General features: G+C 38.9%; 23 protein-coding genes and 2 pseudogenes. 17 read left to right on the plus strand and 8 right to left on the minus strand.

The genetic code is table 11. From position 1 onward, the window contains the following. Positions 1 to 8 precede the first annotated feature (8 nt). From bioD to QL998_RS02515, 4 genes are all read left to right on the plus strand, one after another. The gene (gene bioD, locus QL998_RS02500) at positions 9 to 692 is read left to right on the plus strand and encodes a dethiobiotin synthase (RefSeq protein ID WP_290192089.1); all 684 of its coding nucleotides are present in this window, start codon (positions 9 to 11) and stop codon (positions 690 to 692) included. Positions 693 to 812: 120 nt separating this feature from the next. After that, complete coding sequence (locus QL998_RS02505; RefSeq protein ID WP_290192090.1) at positions 813 to 2,396, plus strand: FAD-dependent oxidoreductase; 1,584 nt, start codon at positions 813 to 815, stop codon at positions 2,394 to 2,396. A gap of 211 nt (positions 2,397 to 2,607) precedes the next feature. Next, a complete protein-coding gene (htpX, locus tag QL998_RS02510; RefSeq protein WP_290192091.1) occupies positions 2,608 to 3,471 on the plus strand; it encodes a protease HtpX in 864 nt (287 codons plus the stop codon). Positions 3,472 to 4,116: 645 nt separating this feature from the next. Then, entirely contained in the window at positions 4,117 to 4,659 is a 543-nt protein-coding gene (locus tag QL998_RS02515) for a hypothetical protein (protein ID WP_024604301.1), read from the plus strand. Here the strand turns inward: QL998_RS02515 and QL998_RS02520 are convergent. From QL998_RS02520 to gloA, 3 genes are all read right to left on the minus strand, one after another. Further along, complete coding sequence (locus QL998_RS02520) at positions 4,656 to 6,254, minus strand: MASE1 domain-containing protein (protein WP_290192092.1); 1,599 nt, start codon at positions 6,252 to 6,254, stop codon at positions 4,656 to 4,658. The two genes, QL998_RS02515 and QL998_RS02520, sit on opposite strands and share 4 nt — an antisense overlap. Further along, on the minus strand, positions 6,241 to 6,870 hold the full coding sequence (locus QL998_RS02525; RefSeq protein WP_024589303.1) for a response regulator transcription factor: 630 nt from the start codon (positions 6,868 to 6,870) through the stop codon (positions 6,241 to 6,243). Before QL998_RS02525 ends, QL998_RS02520 begins: the two co-directional genes overlap by 14 nt. Before the next feature lie 167 nt (positions 6,871 to 7,037). Continuing rightward, complete coding sequence (gloA, locus tag QL998_RS02530; protein WP_197185722.1) at positions 7,038 to 7,565, minus strand: lactoylglutathione lyase; 528 nt, start codon at positions 7,563 to 7,565, stop codon at positions 7,038 to 7,040. Positions 7,566 to 7,686: 121 nt separating this feature from the next. On the opposite strand from gloA, the gene QL998_RS02535 reads away from it, so the two are divergent. Both QL998_RS02535 and QL998_RS02540 read left to right on the plus strand, forming a co-directional pair. Beyond that, positions 7,687 to 8,127, plus strand: coding sequence for a GNAT family N-acetyltransferase (locus QL998_RS02535; protein WP_290192093.1), 441 nt, complete (start codon positions 7,687 to 7,689; stop codon positions 8,125 to 8,127). A gap of 91 nt (positions 8,128 to 8,218) precedes the next feature. Next, positions 8,219 to 8,728, plus strand: a complete 510-nt coding sequence (locus tag QL998_RS02540; RefSeq protein WP_290192094.1) for a YetF domain-containing protein — start codon at positions 8,219 to 8,221, stop codon at positions 8,726 to 8,728. Positions 8,729 to 8,797: 69 nt separating this feature from the next. Here QL998_RS02540 and QL998_RS02545 read toward each other — a convergent pair whose 3' ends face one another. Beyond that, positions 8,798 to 9,418: a trimeric intracellular cation channel family protein gene (locus QL998_RS02545; RefSeq protein WP_182736365.1), complete on the minus strand. Its 621-nt coding sequence runs from the start codon at positions 9,416 to 9,418 to the stop codon at positions 8,798 to 8,800. Between the two features lie 417 nt (positions 9,419 to 9,835). On the opposite strand from QL998_RS02545, the gene QL998_RS02550 reads away from it, so the two are divergent. The 3 genes and pseudogenes from QL998_RS02550 to QL998_RS02560 all read left to right on the plus strand — a co-directional run. Next, on the plus strand, positions 9,836 to 10,231 hold the full coding sequence (locus QL998_RS02550) for a cold shock domain-containing protein (protein WP_290192095.1): 396 nt from the start codon (positions 9,836 to 9,838) through the stop codon (positions 10,229 to 10,231). A gap of 338 nt (positions 10,232 to 10,569) precedes the next feature. Beyond that, a pseudogene (locus QL998_RS02555) lies at positions 10,570 to 10,707 on the plus strand (excalibur calcium-binding domain-containing protein); the annotation flags it as partial. Between the two features lie 6 nt (positions 10,708 to 10,713). Continuing rightward, a pseudogene (locus QL998_RS02560) lies at positions 10,714 to 12,654 on the plus strand (TonB-dependent siderophore receptor); the annotation flags it as partial. 83 nt (positions 12,655 to 12,737) lie between these two features. Here QL998_RS02560 and QL998_RS02565 read toward each other — a convergent pair. Then, positions 12,738 to 13,652 (minus strand): 2OG-Fe(II) oxygenase family protein, encoded by a 915-nt coding sequence (locus QL998_RS02565; protein ID WP_290192096.1) that lies wholly within the window; start codon positions 13,650 to 13,652, stop codon positions 12,738 to 12,740. 363 nt (positions 13,653 to 14,015) lie between these two features. Between QL998_RS02565 and QL998_RS02570 the strand changes: the two genes are divergently transcribed. Beyond that, positions 14,016 to 14,369, plus strand: a complete 354-nt coding sequence (locus tag QL998_RS02570) for a TM2 domain-containing protein (protein ID WP_182198090.1) — start codon at positions 14,016 to 14,018, stop codon at positions 14,367 to 14,369. 74 nt (positions 14,370 to 14,443) lie between these two features. Here the strand turns inward: QL998_RS02570 and msrA are convergent, their stop codons facing one another. Continuing rightward, entirely contained in the window at positions 14,444 to 15,043 is a 600-nt protein-coding gene (gene msrA / locus QL998_RS02575; RefSeq protein WP_290192097.1) for a peptide-methionine (S)-S-oxide reductase MsrA, read from the minus strand. Positions 15,044 to 15,330: 287 nt separating this feature from the next. On the opposite strand from msrA, the gene QL998_RS02580 reads away from it, so the two are divergent. Further along, positions 15,331 to 15,525 carry a CPXCG motif-containing cysteine-rich protein gene (locus tag QL998_RS02580; RefSeq protein WP_024593951.1) on the plus strand — a complete coding sequence of 65 codons (195 nt, stop codon included), beginning with the start codon at positions 15,331 to 15,333 and terminating at the stop codon, positions 15,523 to 15,525. Between the two features lie 58 nt (positions 15,526 to 15,583). Here the strand turns inward: QL998_RS02580 and QL998_RS02585 are convergent, their stop codons facing one another. Then, positions 15,584 to 15,784, minus strand: coding sequence for a hypothetical protein (locus QL998_RS02585; protein ID WP_182194607.1), 201 nt, complete (start codon positions 15,782 to 15,784; stop codon positions 15,584 to 15,586). A 107-nt stretch (positions 15,785 to 15,891) separates the two neighbouring features. Between QL998_RS02585 and QL998_RS02590 the strand changes: the two genes are divergently transcribed. The 3 genes from QL998_RS02590 (at position 15,892) to QL998_RS02600 (ending at position 18,065) form a co-directional block, all read left to right on the plus strand. Continuing rightward, the gene (locus QL998_RS02590; protein WP_182194604.1) at positions 15,892 to 16,374 is read left to right on the plus strand and encodes a GNAT family N-acetyltransferase; all 483 of its coding nucleotides are present in this window, start codon (positions 15,892 to 15,894) and stop codon (positions 16,372 to 16,374) included. Between the two features lie 167 nt (positions 16,375 to 16,541). Beyond that, positions 16,542 to 17,153: a MarC family protein gene (locus tag QL998_RS02595; protein WP_290192098.1), complete on the plus strand. Its 612-nt coding sequence runs from the start codon at positions 16,542 to 16,544 to the stop codon at positions 17,151 to 17,153. Between the two features lie 30 nt (positions 17,154 to 17,183). Beyond that, on the plus strand, positions 17,184 to 18,065 hold the full coding sequence (locus QL998_RS02600) for an alpha/beta hydrolase-fold protein (protein ID WP_024604286.1): 882 nt from the start codon (positions 17,184 to 17,186) through the stop codon (positions 18,063 to 18,065). 768 nt (positions 18,066 to 18,833) lie between these two features. On the opposite strand, the gene QL998_RS02605 is transcribed toward QL998_RS02600, so the two are convergent. Next, on the minus strand, positions 18,834 to 20,042 hold the full coding sequence (locus QL998_RS02605; protein WP_290192099.1) for a porin: 1,209 nt from the start codon (positions 20,040 to 20,042) through the stop codon (positions 18,834 to 18,836). A 637-nt stretch (positions 20,043 to 20,679) separates the two neighbouring features. On the opposite strand from QL998_RS02605, the gene QL998_RS02610 reads away from it, so the two are divergent. The 3 genes from QL998_RS02610 to QL998_RS02620 all read left to right on the plus strand — a co-directional run bounded on the left by QL998_RS02610 (position 20,680) and on the right by QL998_RS02620 (position 24,057). Next, complete coding sequence (locus QL998_RS02610; protein ID WP_076914937.1) at positions 20,680 to 22,269, plus strand: ABC-F family ATPase; 1,590 nt, start codon at positions 20,680 to 20,682, stop codon at positions 22,267 to 22,269. Between the two features lie 151 nt (positions 22,270 to 22,420). Continuing rightward, positions 22,421 to 22,903: a 5-(carboxyamino)imidazole ribonucleotide mutase gene (gene purE, locus QL998_RS02615; RefSeq protein WP_002962540.1), complete on the plus strand. Its 483-nt coding sequence runs from the start codon at positions 22,421 to 22,423 to the stop codon at positions 22,901 to 22,903. A 2-nt stretch (positions 22,904 to 22,905) separates the two neighbouring features. After that, complete coding sequence (locus QL998_RS02620; protein WP_024595103.1) at positions 22,906 to 24,057, plus strand: 5-(carboxyamino)imidazole ribonucleotide synthase; 1,152 nt, start codon at positions 22,906 to 22,908, stop codon at positions 24,055 to 24,057. Positions 24,058 to 24,339 lie beyond the last annotated feature (282 nt).

Genomic DNA, 24,339 nt, shown 5'->3' on the forward strand with positions numbered 1-24,339 from the left:
GGCAACGCATGAAAGAATTTTTTATAACAGGCACCGACACCGATGCCGGAAAAACCTACGTTACCAGTTTGCTATTAAAGTTACTTGCCCAACACAAAAAACAAGCCATTGGCTTTAAACCCCTTGCTGCTGGCTGCGAAATGGCGTTCGATCAACTAGTAAACGCCGATGCTCTTATACTAATGGAAAGTGCAACAGTGAGCGCTAAATACGACGTAGTAAATCCGTTTGCGTTTGCACCCCCTATTGCGCCGCACATAGCCGCTGAGAAAGTTGGGGTTAGTATTACTATTGATAAACTAAGTGATGCTTATAAAGATGTAAAACAGCAGGGCGCTAATTACATACTTACCGAAGGCGCTGGTGGCTGGGCGTTACCTATTAACAATACGGAGTATTTATACGACTGGGTTAAAGCAGAAAAAATACCGGTAATACTCGTTGTAGGCATGAAGCTAGGTTGCTTAAATCATGCGTTACTAACCGCTGCGCATATGCAAAGTACGGGTATAAACTGCGTTGGCTGGATTGCAAACCAAGTAGATAAAAATATGGACGAGTACCAAGCAAACCTTGATTCACTTAAAGCACGTTTACCGTTCCCAATACTTGCCATAAGCCCATACAGCGAGCAAACTCCTAAGTTACAAATATACAAAAGCTTGCTTAGTGCGTTATCTATAAACACTTAAGTGGTTTTAAAAAGTTACTTTTTTAGGTAAATCTTGAAATAGTCAGCCTTAGTACACATATAAACATTTATAAATACATAGCTTGCTTAAAGACAATGTTACTAAGGACATAACGACTATATGACGCACCCATTTATTCAAAGCTACGCCCCAGATGCGCACGTAAGCGCCGAGCCAAAAGCACTACACTATGGCTTACCTAAAAAACGCGTAGGCATAATAGGTGGAGGTACAGCTGGCGCCACAATAGCCATTAGGCTTGCTGCGTTAGGGTTAGAAACTTATGTACTTGAAAAGAAAAAGTCGTTAATTGATGGCCCTCCAATGTGCCATTTGCATGCAGGTGGCAACTTATACCGTGAAATACCCGACGAAGACTGCATAGATTTACTCAAGCAATGTATAGATATTGCGCGCCTTTACCCTCACACTATTGATGTTCGCCCCACAGTATTTGCCGTACCTAAACGAGATGACGACTCACCAGAGGATTTATTTCCGCGTTTAAATAAATTAGTAAAAGCCTACAACGAGCTTATTGAACAAGACAGCGCTAATAAAGTATTAGGCGAGCCAGAGCATTATTATCAGTTATATAGTCGCGCACAAATGCTAAAGCTTGCTAAGCAAAAACAAGTAGCCAAGCCAACGTCGTTAGATGAGTGGATGATACCCGTTGCTAAGCATTTAGATTTAGATAAGCTAAAGTTTCCACTCATTGTTGCACAAGAATATGGTTGGAATATATTTCGTTTATCTGCCAGTGCTCAACTCGCGCTTGCCGAGTATAAACATGCACACGTTTTAACAAGCACCAGTGTTAAAAATGTATCGCCAGTGATAAATACCAATAATGATAAGCAAACAGTTAAATGGCGCATTGAATACCAATCAGAGCAAAGTCTTAATGAAAAACCTGATACTTCAACCGATACACAAGCCGATACACAAACCATTGAGGTAGATTACCTAATTAATGCGTGTGGTTTTCAAACCGGTATTATTGACGACCTGGTTGGTGTAGATGTAAAACGCATGGTCGAATTTAAAGCCTCATACATTACTCATTGGCAAGGTGCTGGTGGGCAAATACCCGAAATAATTATTTATGGTAACCGAGGTACGCCAGAAGGTATGGCGCAGCTAACCCCTTACCCTAATGGTTACTTTCAAATACATGGCATGACTAACAACATTACATTGTTTAATGATGGGTTAGCTGATGCAACGCCAATGAGCGCACAACCTAAACTTCCCAATAAATACCTGCATTATATTAAAGATGGCTGGGACAAAGCAGCATTGCAAACACGTACCCAAACAGCAATTGATTATGTAGCCGAGTTTGTCCCTGCGTTTAAAACTGCTAATACACAAAATAATGCCTTGTATGGCGGGCAACAAATCCCAGGGGATGACGACACTTTGCGCGTAGCCGATGTAAGTTTATATTCGCATATTAGTTACGCACGGGCCGAAAATGTAAAAGCATCGTCAACGTTAATAGCGGCAGATCAAATAGTGGGTGAGTTTATAAAATTAGGAATAATAAGTAGCGATCCTGCTGTAAATCATCACCGAAGTACCCACCAATGGTCGTACCTTAAACAAAATAGCGGCGAAAAAATTGACGAAGTTGCACGCATATTGGCACACGAGCGTGGTTTTCCAATTGATATGGCAGAGCTTAATAACAGCTTGTAATAAGATGACTTATAAAAAACTTTAGTCTTAAATTTGCTGTAAAACCCTTCTTAAAAAAATTATCAATAAACACATAAATAACACTTGTGTTATGACATAGTTTGTCACAGAATAGCGCTAACGTTATGACATAGTGTGTCATAACGCAGTGATTGCTTTAACCTAATTGAATTTTATGTTCGGTGATCAAACCTATTTTTGTGAGGACAATATGAAACGTATATTTTTGTTTTTATTAACTAACTTAGCGGTTATGTTGATATTAGGTGTAGTGCTTTCAATAATAATGAGTGCGCTGGGCTTAAGCCATCGTAGCCTTGGCGGAATTTTACTTATAGCCTCAGTATTTGGTTTTGGTGGATCGTTTATTTCGTTATTTATGTCGAAATGGATCGCTAAAAAATCAACAGGCGCGCATGTGATTACGCAGCCTAGAAACGAAACCGAACATTGGCTTGTACAAACGGTATCTTCGCAAGCACAAAAAGCAGGTATTAAAATGCCAGAAGTGGCTATTTACGACAGCCCAGAAATGAACGCATTTGCAACCGGCCCAAGTAAAAACAACTCGTTAGTGGCAGTAAGCACAGGCTTAATGCACAACATGACCAAAGATCAGGCCGAAGCCGTGCTCGCCCACGAAGTATCGCACGTGGCTAACGGCGACATGGTAACGCTTACGCTAATACAAGGCGTGGTAAATACCTTTGTAATATTTGCCGCAAAAGTACTGGCAGGCATTGTAGATAACTTTATTAATAGCGATGAAGAAGAGGGCGGTAGTAGCTGGACATACTTCTTATTCGATATGTTATTCCAAGTATTATTTGGCGTGCTAGCAAGCATAGTGGTTGCAAGTTACAGCCGTAAACGTGAATTTGCAGCCGACAGCGGCGCAGCAAAATTGGTTGGTGCTGATAAAATGCGTTCCGCCCTTGAGCGATTAAAGCAAAACCATCCTTCGCAATTAGAAGGCTCTATGATGGCCTTTGGTATTGCAAGTGGTAAAGGCGTTGCTGAGCTGTTTTCATCGCACCCGCCGCTTGATGCGCGAATAGACGCACTACGCAAGTAACTATGTAAGTTAGTAAATATTCTAAGCCAGCTTAACCGCTGGCTTTTTTATGTTTACGTTAAAATGCTAAAATCGCACGCACTGTATTTATATACAGTTATTTGTATTGCGTTATAAAATCGTTACTTTTTTAAGCTAGCACAAAAAAACTTAATCGCTAATGTAAGCCAAATTAATACTAAAAATGAAAACGATGCATTGTATGTTGCATGCATAGGGCAGGTAAAAAACGAGTCGGACTTCACCTTTAAAAATATAAAGTTTAAGGTCGATTTTTTAACAGATCAAAACACGCTAGTCGATACGCTATCAATAACCCACGAAGACCTAATTATACTTCCTAATGACTCAACAAACTTTAGAGTAAGAGGTATTGCGCAAAAACAAGCGGCCAGTTATAACAATTGCCAAGTAACAATAACCGATGCCTGGGCTTATAAATAAGCTATAAATCACTTACAAATTAATTATTAGCAGTTAGCTAAACCACTCGCTTTTTTATATGTAATATTAGTTATTGACTTGCAAGCCACTAAATCCAAAATTTATATAAGCCATTTTCCTAGAGCGATTAAGAATATGGATGATTTATTACTTAAGTAATCGTTTATACACTCCTTGTAACTTGCAAGTGAGGGATCGAAAATGAGCTTGATTGATGAAAGTACAAAGGATTTTGGAAGCATGAGCGTGTTGCTTCACAGCGTAGGAACTAATTGCTACCGCATTGAGTGGAATAGCAGAATGACCGGAGCCTCAATAAGCTTAATTCGTGTTAAAAAAAACGAATACATAGTTGTGCGAAAATGGGCAACCGCCCGAAATATAGATGACGTATCAGCAGAGTTTGATCGGGCTAACCAAGCACTAATTCATTTTTTAAATAATGTAGATGTGATTAAAAGTAAAAACGAAAGTATTGTTGCAGCTAAAGAGCATTGCATAAACTTATTTACCTCAGCTGAGGGCTTAAAACCAATTAGCCATCCGAGCTTACCTACGCCACGCTTACAAGAAGCCATAGGCAAAGAAGTCATTGTAAAATCAAGTTTAGGCAACTACCTAATATCAAAAGGAATGCTATTACAGCTATTAGGTAATCAAGCCGAGATCCAAGTTAATCCCGACCACCTTGACGAAGGCCAATTAAGGCAAAAATTTTATACCAAACAAGTTCATGTTTGCTAGTTAATTGCGCTGTCAAAACTCAAAGGCAGCTTTACTTTAATGGTAAAGCCATTTTGTTTAAACACCTTAAAAGTGCCGCCTAATGCCGTAGTGCGCTCCTCTATAAACGCTAAACCGTAGTGACCTGAGTTATCTGTTGGGGTTACTAAAGTCCCGTTATCGCTAATTGTTAACTCAATAAATTCGTCGCTGTTTATTATATTTATAATCAGTTTGCTGGCATTGCTGTGCTTCATACAATTGGTTACTGCTTCTTGGCAAATTCGGTAAATAGCTATTTCGTGATCTTTTGAAAGGCTATTATCTAACTTAAATTGTGGTTGATACTTAATATTTGCCTTGTGCAGTAAGCTTTTTAGTCGCCCTTGTGTTATTGCCTTTTCTAAACCGAGTTCATCTAGCTCACGCGGGCGAAGATAATGCATTAATTGATAAACAGAGTCATACATCGAATTAGCATTGTTTTTTAATGTAGCCACAAACGATTGGGTATCTTCGTTACTAAGGTGCGACAAAATAGCTAAATCTGTTTTTAATGCCGTTAGGTTTTGCCCTAATTCGTCATGCAACTCTTGCGAAAGGTGCTTTCGCTCGTTTTCTTGAACCGACACCATTTTGGCAGCCAGCGCCGTGTTTTGAGTTAGCTGCTCTTTAAGCTCTTTATTGGTTTGCTTTAACTCATTGTTTTTACGTTTAAGCTCAGTAATTGCAGCGCCTAAAACCATACTGGTAATTGCGTTTGCTAAAATAAATAACTGGCTAATGTAGGTATTACTAGGCTCGTGCGTAATGCTTGCTTCAACAATTATTAACGCGTTAATTAGCGCTGCACTGCTTACAGCGCCTAACGAGCCATACTTATATGAAAACCAAATAATTGGTAATAACGATGCAAGCCTTAATAGCGGGTAGGTGTCTGGGCGAACCGCATAGACAAAAAATACAATTAATATAAAACACACCAAAGTGGCTACTAGGCCAAATAATTTAGTGAGCCTGACTGTGTTAAAGCTGTATTTAGAATCGTAAATTAACATAATGAAAGGGGCAATTAACAATGAGCCAGTAATATCGCCTAAGCACATGTTTAACTGATATTGCAGTAGCTCTTTAGCAACTAATACATTTGTAAATTCAAACGCACTGGCAAACAAAAACCACTTTATAGATGTACTTGCAACACAAAGCAGTATTAACGAAAGTATACCTAGGCTGTCGTTAATGCTTGGCGGCCAACGGCTATTTTTAAACATATAAACAAGCGCTATAAAGCAAAGTTCCTGCCAAAAGCTATGAAATAAATCAAACTCCCAAACCCCACTGTATGTTAAACCAAGCTGTGCAGCTAAAGCTCGCGATACAACCCATAAGGTGAGCCAATAGCGTGTTGGAGTGAGTAAGTAAAACGCAATTTTTACGCCTGCGGGAATAAATATCGCGCTGCTCTCGGGTACGGTTTCAAGGTTTTGGCTAACCCAAAAAGTGGCGAGTGAAGCAATAAAGTAAATTAGCCCCACCAATAACTGTTTAGCTACCTCTTTGTATGCGGTAGTAAAACTAACATTAGATAAAGAAGAAACGTTAGGTAAGTTCATCTAACTGTATTACTCCCGCATCAATTGCAATTTTTAGCAGTTCAAACGAGGTCGTAACATTAAGTTTGCTGTATATGTTTGCTTTGTGTACATGTGCTGTTTTAGGCATTATTTCGAGTATTTGCGCAACTTGTTTAGCGTTTAATCCCTTAGAAAATAACGGAAGGGCTTCAAGCTCTCTGTTAGTAAGCACCGTTAATGCTAAATTTTCGCTACTCATCGAAAAATTTACGTCTTCACTAATGTACCTTTTACCTAAAGCGACCGCTTTAACTGCATCTATTAGTTCATCAGAGGCAGAACGCTTAGACACATAACCCAAAGCGCCTAATCGCAAAGCATTGCTTACATAAGGTTCGTGGTCGTGCATGGAGGCAACAATACTTTTAATATGGGGGAAAAACTCTTCAAGGTACGATAAAAAAGAAAGGCCGGTTTCAGTGCCGTTAAGCGATATATCAACAATAAATATATCAGGTTGTTCAAGCTCTACAGCCAGCTTGGCTTCTGTTACGCTGCAGGCTTCAATAATTACTTTCCAATCTGGTTGTAACTCTAAAAGCTTTTTAAAGCTGTCTCTTACTAATTGATGATCTTCTATGATACCAATGAGCATTTAAATCTCCTTTTATGCTTAAAATACAGCGGGGCGGGTAACTAATTACCTAAACGTTTTAAATGGGTTACCTCACTTAAAAGCAAGGTAACAAAACCAGTGGTTCTAAATTGGTAATTAGTTGCTGGTGGAGATTACAACTAAGATCTTTTTACGGCAGCTTATTATTACTGAGAAAGAATAATCTCAGTAATTCCTTCGGCAGATAGTATTTCAATCCAGTAGCCGTCAGGGTCTTTAATAAATGCTAAGCCTTTCATTGAGCCATCATCTGGTTTTTTAACAAACTCAACATCGTATTTTGCAAAGCGCTCACAGGCTTCGTAAACATCCGGTACGCTAATACCAATATGGCCAAAGCCTTTAGGCTCTTGGTTGCCACTGTGGTAGCCCTCAAAGCTGTCGTCGTTTTCAGTGCCCCAATTATGGGTTAACTCAATCAACGCAGGGCGACGAAACACCCATTCAGCTTTTGCCTTATCATCGCCTTCTGGCAACTCTTGTTCGTAGCCTAAAAAGTAAAGCGTAAACTTCATACCAGGAAAGTCATACTTACCTAAAAGCTTCATACCCAATACATTTTCATAAAATTCTAAAGACGGCTTTGGATCTTTAATACGCAACATAGTTTGCTGCATCACATAGCCTTGCGTGGCTTGTTCAATTTGCTCTGGAGATTCGTTATAGCTAGACATGGTGATCCTTTGTATAAATTAAGAAGCGAAAATAGAGATATAATGCTTAAACCATCATAATCAACCGTAGTTTAAATTTAAACTGTCTAGGTCAAATCATATAATAAAAACAAGGAATTTTATGGCTATAACTATAACTACAGGCACCATTGATGATGTAACCACAGTGAGTGAATATATCCCTGAACTACTAACAGCCATTGATAGTGACACTTTACGTAACCGTTTAGAAAACAAAAAAACATTGATATTAGTAGCACATAAAGAAGATACATTAGTTGGTTTTAAAATTGGCTATGAGCTATCTAATACACAATTTTATAGTTGGCTGGGTGGAGTGCATTTTAACTATCGTAGATTAGGTATTGCTAAAAAATTACTTGTCCAACAAGAAAAGTGGGCTTATGAAAAAGGCTTTACCAATATACACGTTAAATCGATGAACCGGTTTCCTCAAATGCTGACTATGCTAATCACCAATGATTATCATGTTTGTGGCTACGTTGATAATCAAAGCACAGAGCTAAGTAAAATTAAGTTTGTAAAACAACTAACAAAGTAGATGCAGGCACTTTATTCATCGTTATTTAACTTAGCGCCATGTAGGGTTATAAGCAAAAGCTAATTGCCACCTTTAATAGCAAGGAACCACTATGTTTTATGATGATATGCAGGGATTATTACGTGTACTTACAATAGGTGTACTGGGTTATATTTCACTGGTGTTTTGGCTGCGTATATCGGGTAAACGTACGCTTTCAAAGTGGAATGTGTTCGACTTTATAGTCACCATTGCGCTGGGCTCTATATTAGCGTCTGTTATTATTTCAAAAAGTGTTCCGCTGTTTGAGGGCATACTTGCCTTTGTAGTATTAATTGGGCTGCAATATATTATTACGTGGCTTAGTGTGCGCTCGTCAAAATTTGCAGCACTTATAAAAGCAGAACCCACGCTTTTACTGAGTGATGGTGAATATTGCTCGGCTGCACTTAAATCGCAGCGGGTAACAAAATCAGAAATTCGCGCCGCTATTCGTGGCGCTGGTATACTAGCCATAGAAGATGTAGCCGCAGTAGTGCTAGAAACCGATGGCAGTTTTAGCGTACTTAAGCAAAATAACAGTGGGTTAAAAACCGCGTTAAGCGATGTAAGCGGGCATTAAATTAATACGCCAATAGTTATATGAACTAAGGCAGGTATAACCTGCCTTACTTTGTATTAAAGCTTATTTTTATTTAGCATGCTGCTCTAATAAACTAAAGGTAGGTAAGCGCCATTTAAAGCGTATTGATGCCATACGTATTAAGTAGCCTGCAACAAGGCTTGCAATAATGCTGATGTTGTCGTCAATATTATAATGGTGTAGCGCTAAGTATAAACAGGCAACAAGTAACGATACACTCGCGTATAGCTCGTTATGTAATACAAGCGGCGCTTGGCGGCATATTAAATCACGCAGTAACCCACCAAATACGCCAGTAACAACCGCAGCCACTACACAAATACCGTAATGCAGCCCCATATTTAGCCCCACTTGGCAGCCAATAATACTAAAGGCAGCTAAACCCAGCGCATCTAAGCGCATAAAAATGCCTTTAAATTTAACTACCCATTTAGCAAGCCACGTAGTAACAATACCTGCAATACAGGTAATTAATAAATACTCTGGGTGTTGTACCCACGTAAGCGGGTAATTGCCTAGTAATATATCTCGTACGCTACCACCGCCAATTGCGGTGGCGCTGGCTACCAGCACTACGCCAAACCAATCCATTTTCATTCGTCCTGCGCTAAGTGCGCCAGTCATGGCTTCTGCTGTAATACCAATAATATAAACAATCGTTAATAGCATGAGATAATCACTTAAAATACGTGCGTAAAAATAAGGTGTGGATTGTATAGATAAATTAAGTAAATAACGAATGAAAAATCGTACTAAAAACGGTTAATTCAGATAGAAATAGCTAATGACAAAACCTAGTGTAAACAAGCTGTTAAGCTAATCGGTGAGTGCGCGGTGGCTGATATGAATTAAAGGACATTTGGCCGCAAATTATAAATAAAACAGGTTGAGGTTTAGTTGTTTTTAGCACGCTTATTTTTAGCTAAATTTAATAACTTAGTTTAATAATTTTGTTTAGTAGGTAAAGCGTAAAATTAACACAATATGAATATTTAGTTGCATGGTTTTAATTTAGGAACGTATAATAACAAGTGTTAACTAAATGGAATTTGCGTAAAACGCAGCTTAAGCATAATAGGCGGATACATGCACAAAGGATTGTTAAAGTCGTGGAAAACCGACAAAGGTTTTGGTTTTATTAAATCAGACACCCTAGAACACCACACGTTTATACACATATCAGCGCTCAAACACATGAGCCGTAAGCCAAAAGTTGGCGATACCATTTACTTTGAAGTTGCTACACAGCCCGACGGTAAAACCAAAGCAATTAACTGCCGTATAGAAGGCGTTGCAGAGCTTAAAGCACCTTATCAAAAACACAATAACCAGCCGCACTGCATTGCCAAATCTAATTTTGCTAGTAGCTTTTTGGGCAAAGTTGCCTCAATAGCGCTTATTGCTGCGCTTTGTTTTTATGCGATTAATAAATACAATACTCACTCAAGCAGCCAAACACCCGTTATTACTAGGGCGTGTTGACCTTTGTGGATTGAAATTTGTTCAATCTAGGGGCGATTTAATCGCGGCGCGAGGTTTGTAACCTAGTGGGCTAAGTAAAAACCGAGCAACAAAGAGTTAATCGCCCCTAGAAAGAACCCAAAGGGCAGCGCATGTTCGGCATTTATGCTGCGTTATCGCCTATTTATGGGGAATAACCACACTACATAGGCTCTGCCTTGCCTAAAAACCAAACATACAGCTGCAAAATCAACCACGAAAGGTCAACACGCCCTAATGATGATTTAGCTACTAATGATGATTTAGTCACCTTTGATGAAAAATACCCAAAAACCGTTATTCCTAAAAGCACGCAAAATTTTACGTGTGATGGCAGGCAGCACTGCAGCCAAATGACATCTAAAGATGAAGCAATATTTTTTATTAATAACTGCCCGAATACAAAAATGGATGGTGATAGGGATGGTGAACCTTGTGAGAGAGATACGAGGTTTTAAAGGCTATTTAGTGCGTTAGAAACACCGCAACCAGAATTAAAAATAGATTTAGAAGCGCTTGAAAACGCAGGTGCTATAAATTTAAATCAAGCGCTTGATTTATCGGCATCGGTAGCGCGTCAAAATAACTTTGGCGGGCTTTGGAATAGCTTTGCGCTACGCGGCTTTGTAGGCGATGAAAACTTGCCAAGCAATTACCTTGTTAATGGGTTTAATGCTGGGCGTGGCTTTGGTGGCTCACGTGATTTGTCGGGTATTGAATCGGTTGAGGTGTTAAAAGGTCCACGTGCTGCTTTATTTGGCCGTGGTGAACCTGGCGGTACAGTAAATCTCGTTACTAAGCGCCCAACGTTTGATACAAGCGGCGAGCTAAAGCTAAGCGTAGGCAGCTTTGACACCTACCGCGCTGATGTAGATTACACCACGCCCCTTAGCGACGACGTAGCAATTAGACTGGTTGGTTTTTATGAAGACGCAAAAAGCTTTCGCGATACAATAGAGACAACTAAACAAGGCTTTAGCCCATCAATAACATGGAACATTAATGACAACAGCCAGCTAATATATGAGCTTGAATACAGCGACCAAGAGGTTCCTTTTGATAGAGGCGTATTAGCCATAGATGGCGAACTTGGTTTAATACCACAAAGCCGCTTTTTAGGTGAGCCAGGTGATGGCCCAATAGAGGCTGATGTACTTGGCCATCAATTAGAGTTTATTCATGACTTTAATGATAATTGGAGCGTATTGCTGGGCGCTAACTACCGTGATACTTCGCTGAAAGGGGTTGCTACCGAAACCGGTTTTGATGGCGTGATTGATGGCGAAGTAAATCGCTTTAGGCGCTACCGTGATTACAATGCAAAATATCAGGTATTTAGAGCAGAGGTGACAGGTAGTTTAGAGGTTGCAGGGTTGGATCACCGTTTAATAATTGGTGTTGATTCTGATAAGTTCGAAAATGATCAATTTGTTCTTCGTGTACGTGGCGATCAGTATATAAATGTTTTTAATCCTGTATATGGAGCATATGAGTTACCTACGCCAACGGCCAATACCGATAAGTTAGAAGTGCAAGAGTCGTTAGGTGTATTTATACAAGACCAAATAAGCCTAACCGATAAGCTTGATGTACGTATTGGTATACGTTTTGATGACTACCAACAAACACTCAATAATCGTTTAGCTGATACACAATCAAAACAAAATGAGTCACGTGTTAGCCCCCAATTAGGTGTTGTGTATGAGGCGAGCGAGTTTGTATCTGTTTATGCCGCTTATGGCGAAAACTTTAGGCCTTTATCAGGCACTGATACAAATGGCGATGGGTTTGAACCAAATCGATCTACTTCAACAGAGTTGGGAGTTAAATTTACTTTAAACGATGGCGCTTTATTTGGCACTATCGCGATGTTTAAAGTAGAGCAAGACAACATGCTGGTGGTTGACGATCCCACTGCATTTACTTTTGCTGCAATAGGGGAAGCACAAAGCAAAGGCATAGAGATTGATATAAACGGTGAGCTAACGGATGATGTAAGCCTATGGTTATCGTATGCGTATGTTGATGCAACTATTGAAAACTCATTTTTTGATGCTAACTTTGGCTATACCGTTGAAGCGGGTAGTTCTTTATTAAATATTCCTAAACATCAACTTAGTTTACAGCTTGTTAAATCAGCCGAGTTATATGGCAAAGCAATTAAATTTGGCGCAGGTTTAGTTTATGTAGACTCTCGAAACGGTTTTTTTGGTACCGACTTTGAGCTACCAAGCTATACAACAGCGCGTACTTTTATAGATATTGATGTAACTAAGGCAATTGGCTTGCGTGCAGAAGTAGATAACCTGTTTGATGAGACCTATTACACTAACTCATTTGCTGATGCCTGGGTTCAACCGGGGACACCCAGAAGTGTAAGGCTATCTGCAACGTATAAGTTTTAAACGTAAACTAAAACGATACTAACAAAAAGGCTGCTTAAATTAAGCAGCCTTTTGTTTAGTTAAAAACTTAGTTAATAACTCGATTAAAATGGTGCATAGCCGTCGTTCGTCTTTTTAGGGTTAATCCAGCGCTGTTTAGCATCAATAGGAATGCGTGGTGCACCTTGTGCTGGTAATCGCCCACGTTCTCCATACAACCACAAAACAAAATTAGTTCGCTCACCACTGGTAATAGGCTTGGCTGCGTGTGCAATATTGCCACGATGTAACATGGCAGTGCCGGGCTTAAACGTAAGTGATTTAATGTCGCCTGTGTACGGGTGATAAAAGTCAACTTCTGACCCTGTAAACTCTTCGCCTGGTAAGTTTAAGTTAATATTAAGCGTTACCGCCGATGCATCGGTATGTGGGCGAATTGACGAATCTGTGTTTGGCTCATAATAAATAGAAAAACCAAATGTTTGTGTATCAAACCCCGTAACCTCAGGGAACAACATACGCGAAATAGGGCGCATGTAAGTGTTTAGTATTTCGTTATAAAACGCTTGAAAGCTTGGCGCTGCTAAATAACCTTCTGATCGACTATCAAGCATGGCACCACGGCGATTTAACACGATGCCATATGGTGGGCGCATAGGAATTTGCGAATTCCATACTTGTTCTAAATACCCGCGTAATACGGCAAGGCGCTCTGGATCAAAAAATTGAAATTGAAATACATCAGGCGCAACTTCGTGTAATAACGCTTTTACGGCCAGCTCTTTTGATGGATCTTCCCATGCTTGCTTTACTGCTTCACGTAGGTTTTTATCAAGTAGTGTGTCGTCAACCGTAAACGTTGAGCCATCTATTGATGTTGTTTTCCATTCGCTCCACGCGTTTGTAATTAGGTCGGTGTTGTTATTCCAAAAGTGTTGTACTGCTGGTTCACGGTAAAGCATGGCTTGGCGTGTTGGTAACTCTAGAGCACGCGCTAGCTGTAATTGATTGGCAAACATTTTGTGTAACTCCAGTTGTTGAATTTGGTTTATATCAATTTAGGAGTGCAATTTATTGCATTTGATTTAGTAGATAAACAGCCTGCTTTAGGAAACAGAATATACTATTTATTGATAATGAGGATTTAGATCGCCGTATTGACCCATTGTGTCTACAGCTATGTGATTAAGGTCGTACTTTAGCCGCCTTAAAGCGAACGGGTAATACAGTTATTGTTAAAAATATCCTTATGATTTTAAAGAGGTATTGAAGTTGATTACATTTGTATGCTAAATTTTGAAGTGATAGCAACAAGCAAATAGCAATTATAACTTTATGGTTACATGGGTAAGTCATAATTATAAAACAATGGAGAGTTATTAATGAGTGATACACCAATTTCGAAAAGTCCAGATGAGAAGTTTTGTTCTGATTGTGGTAGTACAATTAAAGTAAGAGCTGAAATATGCCCTAAGTGTGGTGTTAGGCAAATAGCGGCACCTAATTCTCTTTCGGCTACAGCTCCAAACGGTAAAAGTAAAATAGCGGCTGCGTTGTTAGCTTTCTTTTTAGGTGCCTTTGGGGTTCACAAGTTTTATTTAGGTCAAATTGGTTTAGGGTTTTTATACCTTATATTTTTCTGGACGTTTATACCGGCATTAGTAGCATTTGTTGAGTTTATAATTTATTTAACGATGTCTGATGAAGCATTTAACCAAAAATATGGCCAAGATTAAATAAGAAAAAATAACTGCGTATCAGTTAAATTAAAAAGGCTGCTTTATTTAAGCAGCCTTTTTAGGTGTGTATGTTAGTGAGTTGCTCTGTCGCCCCAAATATCTTCTAGGCGGCTGTCGCGACCGCAGCGCCAACGATAAGTATTGTATCGAATTGGACTTTTTTTATAATAATCTTGATGAAAGCTTTCCCTCCCTTTAATAGGGTAAAAGGCACTTGCGTTTAGTATAGGTGTAACCACAGTTTGATTAGGAAACTCTGCTACTACTGCTGCTTTTGTTTTTTCAGCTAATTTACGTTGTTCGTCGTTTTGTACAAATATAGCGCTTACGTAACTAGGGCCTTTATCGCAAAATTGGCCTTTTGCATCAAAAGGATCAATATTAACCCAGTAATGATCAAGTATACCTTGATAGCTTACTATGGCTGGATCGTAAGTGATTTCTACGGCCTCGTAATGGCCTTTATGATTAGCATTGTATGTCGGGTTTTTAAGTTTACCGCCAGTAAAGCCCGATATTACATCGGTTACGCCTTCTAGCTTTTCAAAGTCACTTTCCATACACCAAAAACAACCTCCAGCTAAAACCGCTTTTTCGGTTTTAGCTGCATGAGTAAATGTGCTAAACAATATTGCGGCAGATGTTAATGCGAGTGCGAGTGATTTTTTCATAAAATTATCCACCTGAAGTGTGAGTTTAAATACTTATGAAGTTAGACCCGCTAAGTGCTAATACTATTTCATTGTAGAGGCATAGTTTTAGCTGGCTAACTTATATATGGTGCAAACTAATGTGCTTATGGTGTTTTATAAACGTAAAGCAGGTATTTAGATCACTTTTTAGTTAGCAGCATTGTTTAATTAGTTTAGCCAAATAAGCGTTATTTAATGGGGTGTTGAATTATGCTGGCTTGTTCATTAAAGTTACAACATTCGAAATATAAATTAGCAGGTGATAAATGAACCAGTTAACTGAAAAATCAATAAGCTGCCCTTATTGTGGAGAAAGTATAGAAGTATTACTTGATGCAGCAGATATTGATGAGCAATACATAGAAGACTGCCAAGTATGCTGTAAGCCTATTTCGTTTGTAGTATTTGAAGATGAGGACGAGTTAAACGTTAATGTTTACAGTGAAGACGAAGCATTTTAACTCGTTAATTAGATATTAGGCTGCAAAATTGCAGCCTTTTTATTGTGTATGTGTTTGGTTAGCTATTTTGCTCACGCGCTACTTGGTTAGGAAGAAGTTCTTCTACTATTTCGCGTGCTGGAAGTGTATAGCGTGTGCCGTCAAACATTACTGAGGTAAACTCGTTAATATTAGTAATGCCTGTTAAGGTCCAGCCTTCGCCGCGCTTTGGGCAATATACTGTGGTAGTGGGTTGTATTACTTGAAAATCGTCACTCATTACGTTCTCTTACTCTTTTTGCTTTAAAGATAATGCTTGTTAATGGGGTATGGTAAGTTAATAATGCCTGCCCATAAAGAGCTAATTTAACTAACCACTTAAATAAAATGTTTAATACCACAAAGCTTGAACGCGTTACGCTGCGTTTAATTACCCACAAACACGCTGCGTGTTTATTTAATATTTTAAACCACCCGCATGTGTCAGAATTTAACGACTACGAAACACCGCTCAGCAAAACACAAATCAAACAATTAATACAAGATGATATTAGCGCCTATTACGAAGGCGAAGTGATTAGAGTGGCAATTGAACATAATACATCTGGGAAGTTAATGGGTACTTGTGGGCTTTATAATTTAACACCGTGTAAAAGTAGTGCGTTTATAGGATTTGAGCTGCACCCCGACTTTTGGGATAAAGGTGTAATGTTTGAAGTAGTCACCGGTTTTATTGAAACGCTACTTAAGGAAATTGCGCTTAAACATTTATCGGCTGAGGTGAGTGCACACAATGCACGTTCCCATAATTTACTTATTAAGTTAGGTTTTAGTTTAAGAGAAAATTCTATTTGGCATAAATCACTTTAACGAAAGACGGCAATTATAAGTGCTTATCTTTTTTCAATCCTGAAAGGTCAACGCCTTCAAGTGTAAATAAAATACAAAAAATAACGGCTTTCTATTATAGTTAAGCGTAAGCAAATGAATTTGTTACCCGTGTTTTATTAAATATTTACGCTTAACAAGGATTTTATATGCTAGAAAAACTATCTCAAGATGCGCTTGTTATTTGGGCTACCATTGACCCAATAGGCACTATGGCGCTGTTTGCTGCGCTTACTTCTCATTTAACAGATCAACAACGTCGTAAAACAGCCTTTAAAACGGTGCTTAATGCTGGTTGCGTACTATTGGGTTCTATTTTAATAGGGCAGCTAATACTTAATGCGATGGGAATTAGGTTGGTGTCGTTTCAGTTAGGGGGTGGAATTATATTGTTTTTGTTTGGCCTGCAAATGATATTTGGAAACGATTCTAACAAAGCTAAACAAGACCCTGATCACGATATAGCAGTGTTTCCGCTAGCTATACCCGCAACGACGACCCCAGGCGCTATTTTGGCGGTGATACTACTTACCGACAACCACATACACCCAATTACTACTCAAATAGGCACAGCGCTTGTTACACTTGGTGTGTTGGGTATTACTTTAATACTGTTGCTGCTTTCGGGTAAAATAATTAAGCTTATTGGTACTGGCGGCGCGTCTATTTTAACGCGTGTGATGGGGATGATTTTAGCCGCATTTTCGGTTGAGCTTATTATGACCGCGCTTGAAATAAAACAATGGGTTAAGCTCGATTAAATAAATCCTAAACATTTAAAGGAATGCCGCATGGCAATAAAAATAACAAAACACTATTTTATTAATTTAAGTTTAGCCGTAGTCATTTTTGCTATCAGTATTTTAGCCATACGTTATTACAACCATTATGTATCGGCCTATACAGACGTAACAATTAACTCAAGCGTGCTTAACGAGTCGCGCAAAGTGTTTATAAGATTACCCGCTAATTACAATCCTAAAAAAGCGTATCCGTTAATTATTAAAACCGATGGTAACTTTAATTTAGACACATGGGACAAAGCACTTACAAAGCAAGCTAAGAGCGAAAAAGGGGATAAGGCTATATTGGTGTCTATTCCTAATTTGTTTTTTACAGATACACGTAATCGCGATTTAGTGCCTCCTTATGCTCGCCAAGATGTAAATACACAAGCGCGCCCAGAGGGCGAAACACTTATAGAGCCTAATGGTGAAGCCGACAAGTTTTTAGCGTTTATTGAAACTGAGTTATTCCCGTATTTATCGGCAAAATATAAGCTTAGTAATAACCGTGTATTAAGTGGTTTTTCGGCAGGTGGTAGCTTTGTACTTTATACACTGCATACAAAGCCTGAACTGTTTAATGGCTACTTTGCATTTAGCCCAGCGGCTTGGTATGACGACATGACAGTGGTTAATAATGTAGAAGCGTTTTTAACTACTCAAGCTAACAAAGTTAAGGCGCCTACTTATTTATATCTTTCGGTGGGCGGGGCAGAGCATCCGCTAATGTTAAAAGCGTTTAGTAATTTAGAGGCCGCTTTATCAACCAATCCTAACAATAACCTTGTGTGGCAAAGTGATATAAACAAAGGTGCTGAGCATTCAGATAATCCATCAATTAGTGTGGCTAAGGCATTAGCTGGTTATAGTACGTTTATTAAAAAGTAGGTTAGATAGGTTTAAGTGATAACTGTATGTATATACAGTTATCGCTGTTTTGTGTATTTAGAATGCTCAATCAGTTTTATAGCACTTTACTTAGTTTAATATTATTAACGACTTACAAAGGAAAGTTGGTTTAAATTATATTTGCGCAGGAAATATAATCACTGTGTTTATATACAGTGCGTAGCTATTGAGTTAGAATGCTGTCAGTACCTATGAGCATATACGCATCTATTTGTTACTGCTTTTAATCAGCCTTACGCCTTTGTGATCAGCAATAAGCAGTGTAAGTACTTTGCAATTTCAATATAATTTCACCATCTTTTTACACTCTTAATGCAGTTAATATAAATTAGCTGGTGGCTTTATAGCAAAAGAACACATCATACTAAATATTTCTATAACGTTAAACTTAGCAATAAAGTCAAATTATAAAAAGTAATCAAGGAGGTAGTCAAAATAATAAAGCCTGCGATAACTACATCCACTAAAATTATAAATGCCGAGTGTGGACTATGAGTGATTAATTAAAGTTTTCCTCGCTCATTGTAATGAGCAGCAAAATGGTAAACGTAAAAAATAGGGGCATCGTGAATGGTGCTATTACAAATTAAAAAAGCAGATACCAATGCGGCTGTTAATGCCTTTTTTGAAATAGCCTTAAATGCAAAATCGAGTATTGAAAAAAGTATGGAAAAATAAAAAAAGCCCAGTTAAAAGGGCTAAAAGGGTTGTGCTTAGGGAAGTTGTAGTCGTTTTATAAACTTATATTTAAAACTTATATCTAAAACCAAATGCTATACCGTCATCTTCCGACTGCTCCATTTGTGCTTGTTGCTCTTTGTTATCGCTTTCAAAGTCGCTAAAGTCTTTACGCGCTTCTACGTAGGCAATAGTGTCTTCGTCAATTAAGTAGTGAAGGCCAATAACAGCAAACTGACGCTTAAATACATCGTCTGGGTCGGCGTTAAAGTTTGGCTGAATTACGTAATCATCACCAGCATCAAACACGTTGTAGGCAATAAAAGGGCGAAAATCGTTATCAAAGCGGTAAGATGCAAATGTTTCTACACCGATTGCGTCTTTAATTAAGCGACCAATATTATCGGTGTCGTGGTTTTTGTTTTTATTTACGTTGGCTGCAACGTATAGGCCGGGCTCATCAATGTTGCCCCACATAATACCTGCACCATAAATTAAATCTTCAACATTGCGAGTAGAACCATCGCCAAACGTTAAATCAAACTCACCACGGTTAACACCTGCTGTAAGTGTTAGCATGTTAGTTGGGGTATAAGTTACAGACGCACCAAATGTGTAATTAAATTCAACTTCTTGGGCTGCACTATCGCCAGAGTTCCAAATTGCTTCACATTCTTCTTCTGAAATGTCGGTTACGTCACAGGTATAAAATTCGCTGTTTTTAAGCTGTGCTTGTACTGCAAAACTAAAATCGTTATAGCTATTGCGGTACTGCACTAATTTATCTCCACGGCCAGTGCCATTAACAGCGCCATCGTCTTTGTTATAGGTGTAAACACCAGCCGCATTACCATCCCATACAAAGCTATTATTTGTGCCGTAAACTACGTCGTACCATGCACCCCATTGTTTACCAATGGTTAGTTGGCCATATTTTTCGTGCGAAAGCCCTGCGTAACCTAAACGGTTGTATAAAAACTCATCCTGGATAGACTCAAAACGATTGTTATAAATAATATCGCTGCTGCCAACAGGGTTTACACCCCATTCTACGAGTGCGAGTGCGGTCCAGTCTTTCTTAAGCTTTCGGGTAAATCCAAAGTTAATGCGCGAGGTACCGTTAACAACTTCGGTTTCGTTTTGTGTATTAATTACACGCACATCAAGATATCCACCAACTTCAACAGTATTTTTGTCATCTTTGTATAATTCTACTGCCGAAACAGCGGGTGCGAATACAATACTTGCGCTAATAAGCGTCGCTAATTTTTTGCTCATCTTGTGTGTTGCCCTGTGTAAATTGGTCAATTTTTTACGTAGGTAAAAATTCAGATTCGAAGACTAACAAAGCAATAAACGGCTCAAAAGTGAAAAATACTCAATAAAATTAATCGTTAAACTTAACGGATATTCACTAAAGGTTAATTTTGTTTTTCAGGTGTTGCAAAAGTTTATGTTTTTAATGATTTGATAGGTAAATAGGATGAGAAATTAGCGATGTATAAAAATTGTAATTTGAATTAATTTCATCTTGGTTAAAAAGTAGTAACTAGTGTAAAAGCCCTAAAAGTACTTTATTTTTATAAATATAACTTTTTATTATTACAGGGTGAACAAAAATGAGTTAAGTAGACACACAAACACGTTAAAAGTGTTTTTACTCTAATTTGTATCGTAATTTCTAATCTCTTATGCCTGTTTATAAAACATACTTTATGGATTTTAATTAGAATAAGTTGAATAAAAATTAACGAAACCATTAAATCTAATCCGTTATTTTTACTACTAACTACATAGCCATAATAAATGGCTAAAACGCAGTGGTTTGCTTTTAAACTTTCATAGAAAAACAGGCCATTTTGGTTTAAACTGCGCGCAATTTAAATACATCATTACTCCTTTGGAGGGTAGCGCTATTATTAGTACAGCTAATGTCACCATGCAATTTGGTGCTAAACCATTATTTGAAAATATCTCAGCAAAATTTGGCGATGGTAACCGTTACGGTTTAATCGGTGCAAATGGTTGTGGTAAATCAACATTTATGAAAATTTTAAGTGGTGAGCTTGAAGCGTCTTCAGGTAATGTAAGTACTGATCCTAACGAACGCGTTGCTAAACTTAATCAAGATCAGTTTGCCTACGAAGAATACTCAGTAATCGATACCGTAATTATGGGCCACAAAGAGCTGTGGGAAATCAAACAAGAACGTGACCGTATTTACTCTTTACCTGAAATGAGTGAAGAAGACGGTATGAAAGTAGCCGATCTTGAAACTGAATTTGCTGAAATGGATGGTTACTCTGCGGAATCTAAAGCAGGTGAGCTTTTATTAGGTGTAGGTATTGGCACTGACCAACACTTTGGCCCAATGTCAGAAATTGCACCGGGTTTTAAGCTGCGCGTGCTACTTGCACAGGTATTGTTTTCAGACCCAGACATTATGCTACTTGATGAGCCTACTAATAACTTGGATATTTACACCATCAAGTGGTTAGAAGACGTGTTAAATCAGCGCGACTGTACCATGATAATCATCTCGCATGACCGTCACTTTTTAAACTCTGTGTGTACACACATGGCCGACATTGACTACGGCGAGCTTCGTATTTACCCAGGTAATTATGACGAATACATGTTTGCAGCAACGCAAGCACGTGAGCAATTACTTAACGAAAATGCGAAAAAGAAAAACCAAATTGCTGAACTTCAACAGTTTGTATCTCGTTTCTCTGCTAACGCATCTAAAGCTAAGCAAGCAACATCGCGCGCTAAACGTATCGACAAAATCCAATTAGACGAAGTTAAAGCATCTTCACGCCAAACGCCGTTTATCCGTTTTGATCAAGAAAAGCAGTTATTCAGAAACGCACTTGAAATGACAAACTTAACACAAGGTTTTGACGACAATACGTTGTTTTCTGGACTTGAAGGTTTAGTAGAAGTTGGCGAACGTATTGCTATTATTGGTGAAAATGGTGTTGGTAAAACAACATTACTTAATACATTAGCAGGGCGCTTAGCCCCTAAAGCTGGTGAGTTTAAGTTCTCAGAAAACGCGAATATTGGTTACTACGCGCAAGATCACGCTGATGAGTTTGCAACCGACATGAACTTGTTTCAGTGGATGGAGCAATGGCAACAAGAAGGCGACGACGAGCAAGTGGTTCGTAGCTTCTTAGGCCGTATGTTATTCTCTCAAAACGATATTAAAAAATCAGTTAAAGTAATTTCAGGTGGTGAGCAAGGCCGCATGTTGTTTGGTAAAATTATGATGCATAAGCCAAACATATTGTTAATGGATGAGCCAACTAACCACATGGATATGGAATCAATTGAAGCGCTTAACTTAGCCCTTGAAGCTTACGAGGGCACATTGATGTTTGTTTCCCACGACCGTCAGTTTGTATCATCGGTTGCAACCCGAATTTGGGAAATTAAAGACGGTAAAGTTATCGACTTTAGAGGCAACTACGCAGAATACCTAGCGAGTAAAGAAGCTTAATTAGCTATTTACCCGTTAACTCTAAAAAGCCATGTTTAAACATGGCTTTTTTTGTTTTTGTGAGTCGCAATTAAACTTGGTTTGGGTATAATACCCGCCTAAAACCGGACATAAGTCCGCTATTTTTAAAATACATTACTGAGGAGTATTTATGACTGTTGGCATTATTATGGGTTCTAAATCAGATTGGCCAACCATGGAACATGCAGCACTTATGCTAGAGCATTTTGGCATTAAGTACGAAACCAAAGTCGTGTCTGCACACCGCACTCCTCAATTACTTGCTGATTACGCAAGTTCAGCCGCAGAACGTGGTATTAAAGTTATTATTGCTGGTGCTGGCGGCGCAGCGCATTTACCTGGTATGGCAGCTGCTTTTACGTCGCTTCCTGTACTTGGCGTACCTGTAAAATCAAAAGCATTAAATGGTGTTGATTCACTTTTATCTATTTGCCAAATGCCTAAAGGCGTTGCGGTAGGTACGCTTGCAATTGGTGAGCCGGGCGCAGCAAACGCGGGTTTATTAGCTGCACAAATTTTAGGATGTCAAAATCCAGAAATTTTTGCAAAAATTGAAGCGTTTCGTAAAGCTCAAACCGACACTATATTAGCTAATCCAAACCCTGCAGAGTAATAATGAATATTTTAATATTAGGTGCAGGGCAACTTGCACGTATGATGAGCCTTGCAGGCGCGCCGCTTAATTTAAACGTTGTTGCATACGATGTAGGCAGTAAACAAATTATGCACCCGCTAACTGGTGACATTTATAACACGTCGCTTGAGCAAGCAATATCAAACGCTGATGCCATTACTGCCGAGTTTGAACACATTCCTGATGACGTACTAACACTTTGCTGTAACAGTAATAAGTTTTACCCAGGAAAAGCCGCTATTAAAACCGGTGGCGATCGCTCGCTTGAAAAGGCATTGCTTGATAAAACAAACGTAACTTGTGCGCCGTACCAATTAATTACTGAAAAAGCGCATTTAGAACTTGCCGTTAAAACTCTAGGTAAACCTCTTGTAATTAAAACATGCCAAGCGGGTTACGACGGAAAAGGCCAATGGCGTTTAAAATCGGATGATCAAATAGACGAAATTTGGTCACAAATGGCTGATTTTATTGCATCAGGCACCGAGCTTGCGCCACATACGATTATTGCTGAAAAAATGATCCCGTTTGATCGTGAAGTATCTATCATTGGTGCGCGCGACAAACACGGTAATGTTGCTATATATCCGCTAACAGAAAACGAGCACACTAATGGTGTGTTAACGCTTTCTATTGCTGGTAAAAATAATCAAAGTGTTGAAGCGCAAGCAAACGATGCATTTACAAAAATAGCAAATGAGCTTAACTACGTTGGCGTGTTAGCTATTGAGTTTTTTGATGTACATGGCACGTTACTCGTTAACGAAATTGCACCGCGCGTACATAACTCAGGCCATTGGACGCAACAAGGTTGCCATTGCTCGCAGTTTGAAAACCACATGCGCGCTGTTGCAGGCTTACCGCTTGGTAATACAGAGCTTAAACACATTACCGCGATGATAAACGTATTAGGCCAACCAAGTATTCCAAGTGAAGTATTAAAAACGGTTGATGTAACGAGCCATTGGTACGGTAAAACTGCAAAACCAGGTCGTAAAATGGGCCATATTAATGTATCAGCTGTTAATATGAGTGAGCTTGCAGACAAACTTGGTGAACTTACAGAGTACCTACCAGAGCAAGATTATCCTGGTATTTTAAAAGCAGCTGCCAATTTAGTGCTCAGTGAATAGTTATCATACCTTTATATAAATACCGGCTTAAGCCGGTATTTTTTGTTTGCCCAGCGAAGCTGGCAAACCCGATAGGCTGAAAGATGCCTTATCACCCTGACTAAGGGGAAGATAATCTGAATGGCAAGGGCGTCACTGGCCAACGGTGGGGTCTGAAGGAAGCCATAAGAAGTTAGAGGTACACAACTAACCGTAACCTGTTTCGGCAGTATTGGTGGGTCAGCGTGCAAAATAGCGCAACGCCCTATACTTAGTCAGACCAATACTGTGCTTGAGGGTGGG

The sequence above is a fragment of the Pseudoalteromonas sp. APC 3691 genome (genome assembly GCF_030408135.1).
Lineage (GTDB): Bacteria > Pseudomonadota > Gammaproteobacteria > Enterobacterales > Alteromonadaceae > Pseudoalteromonas.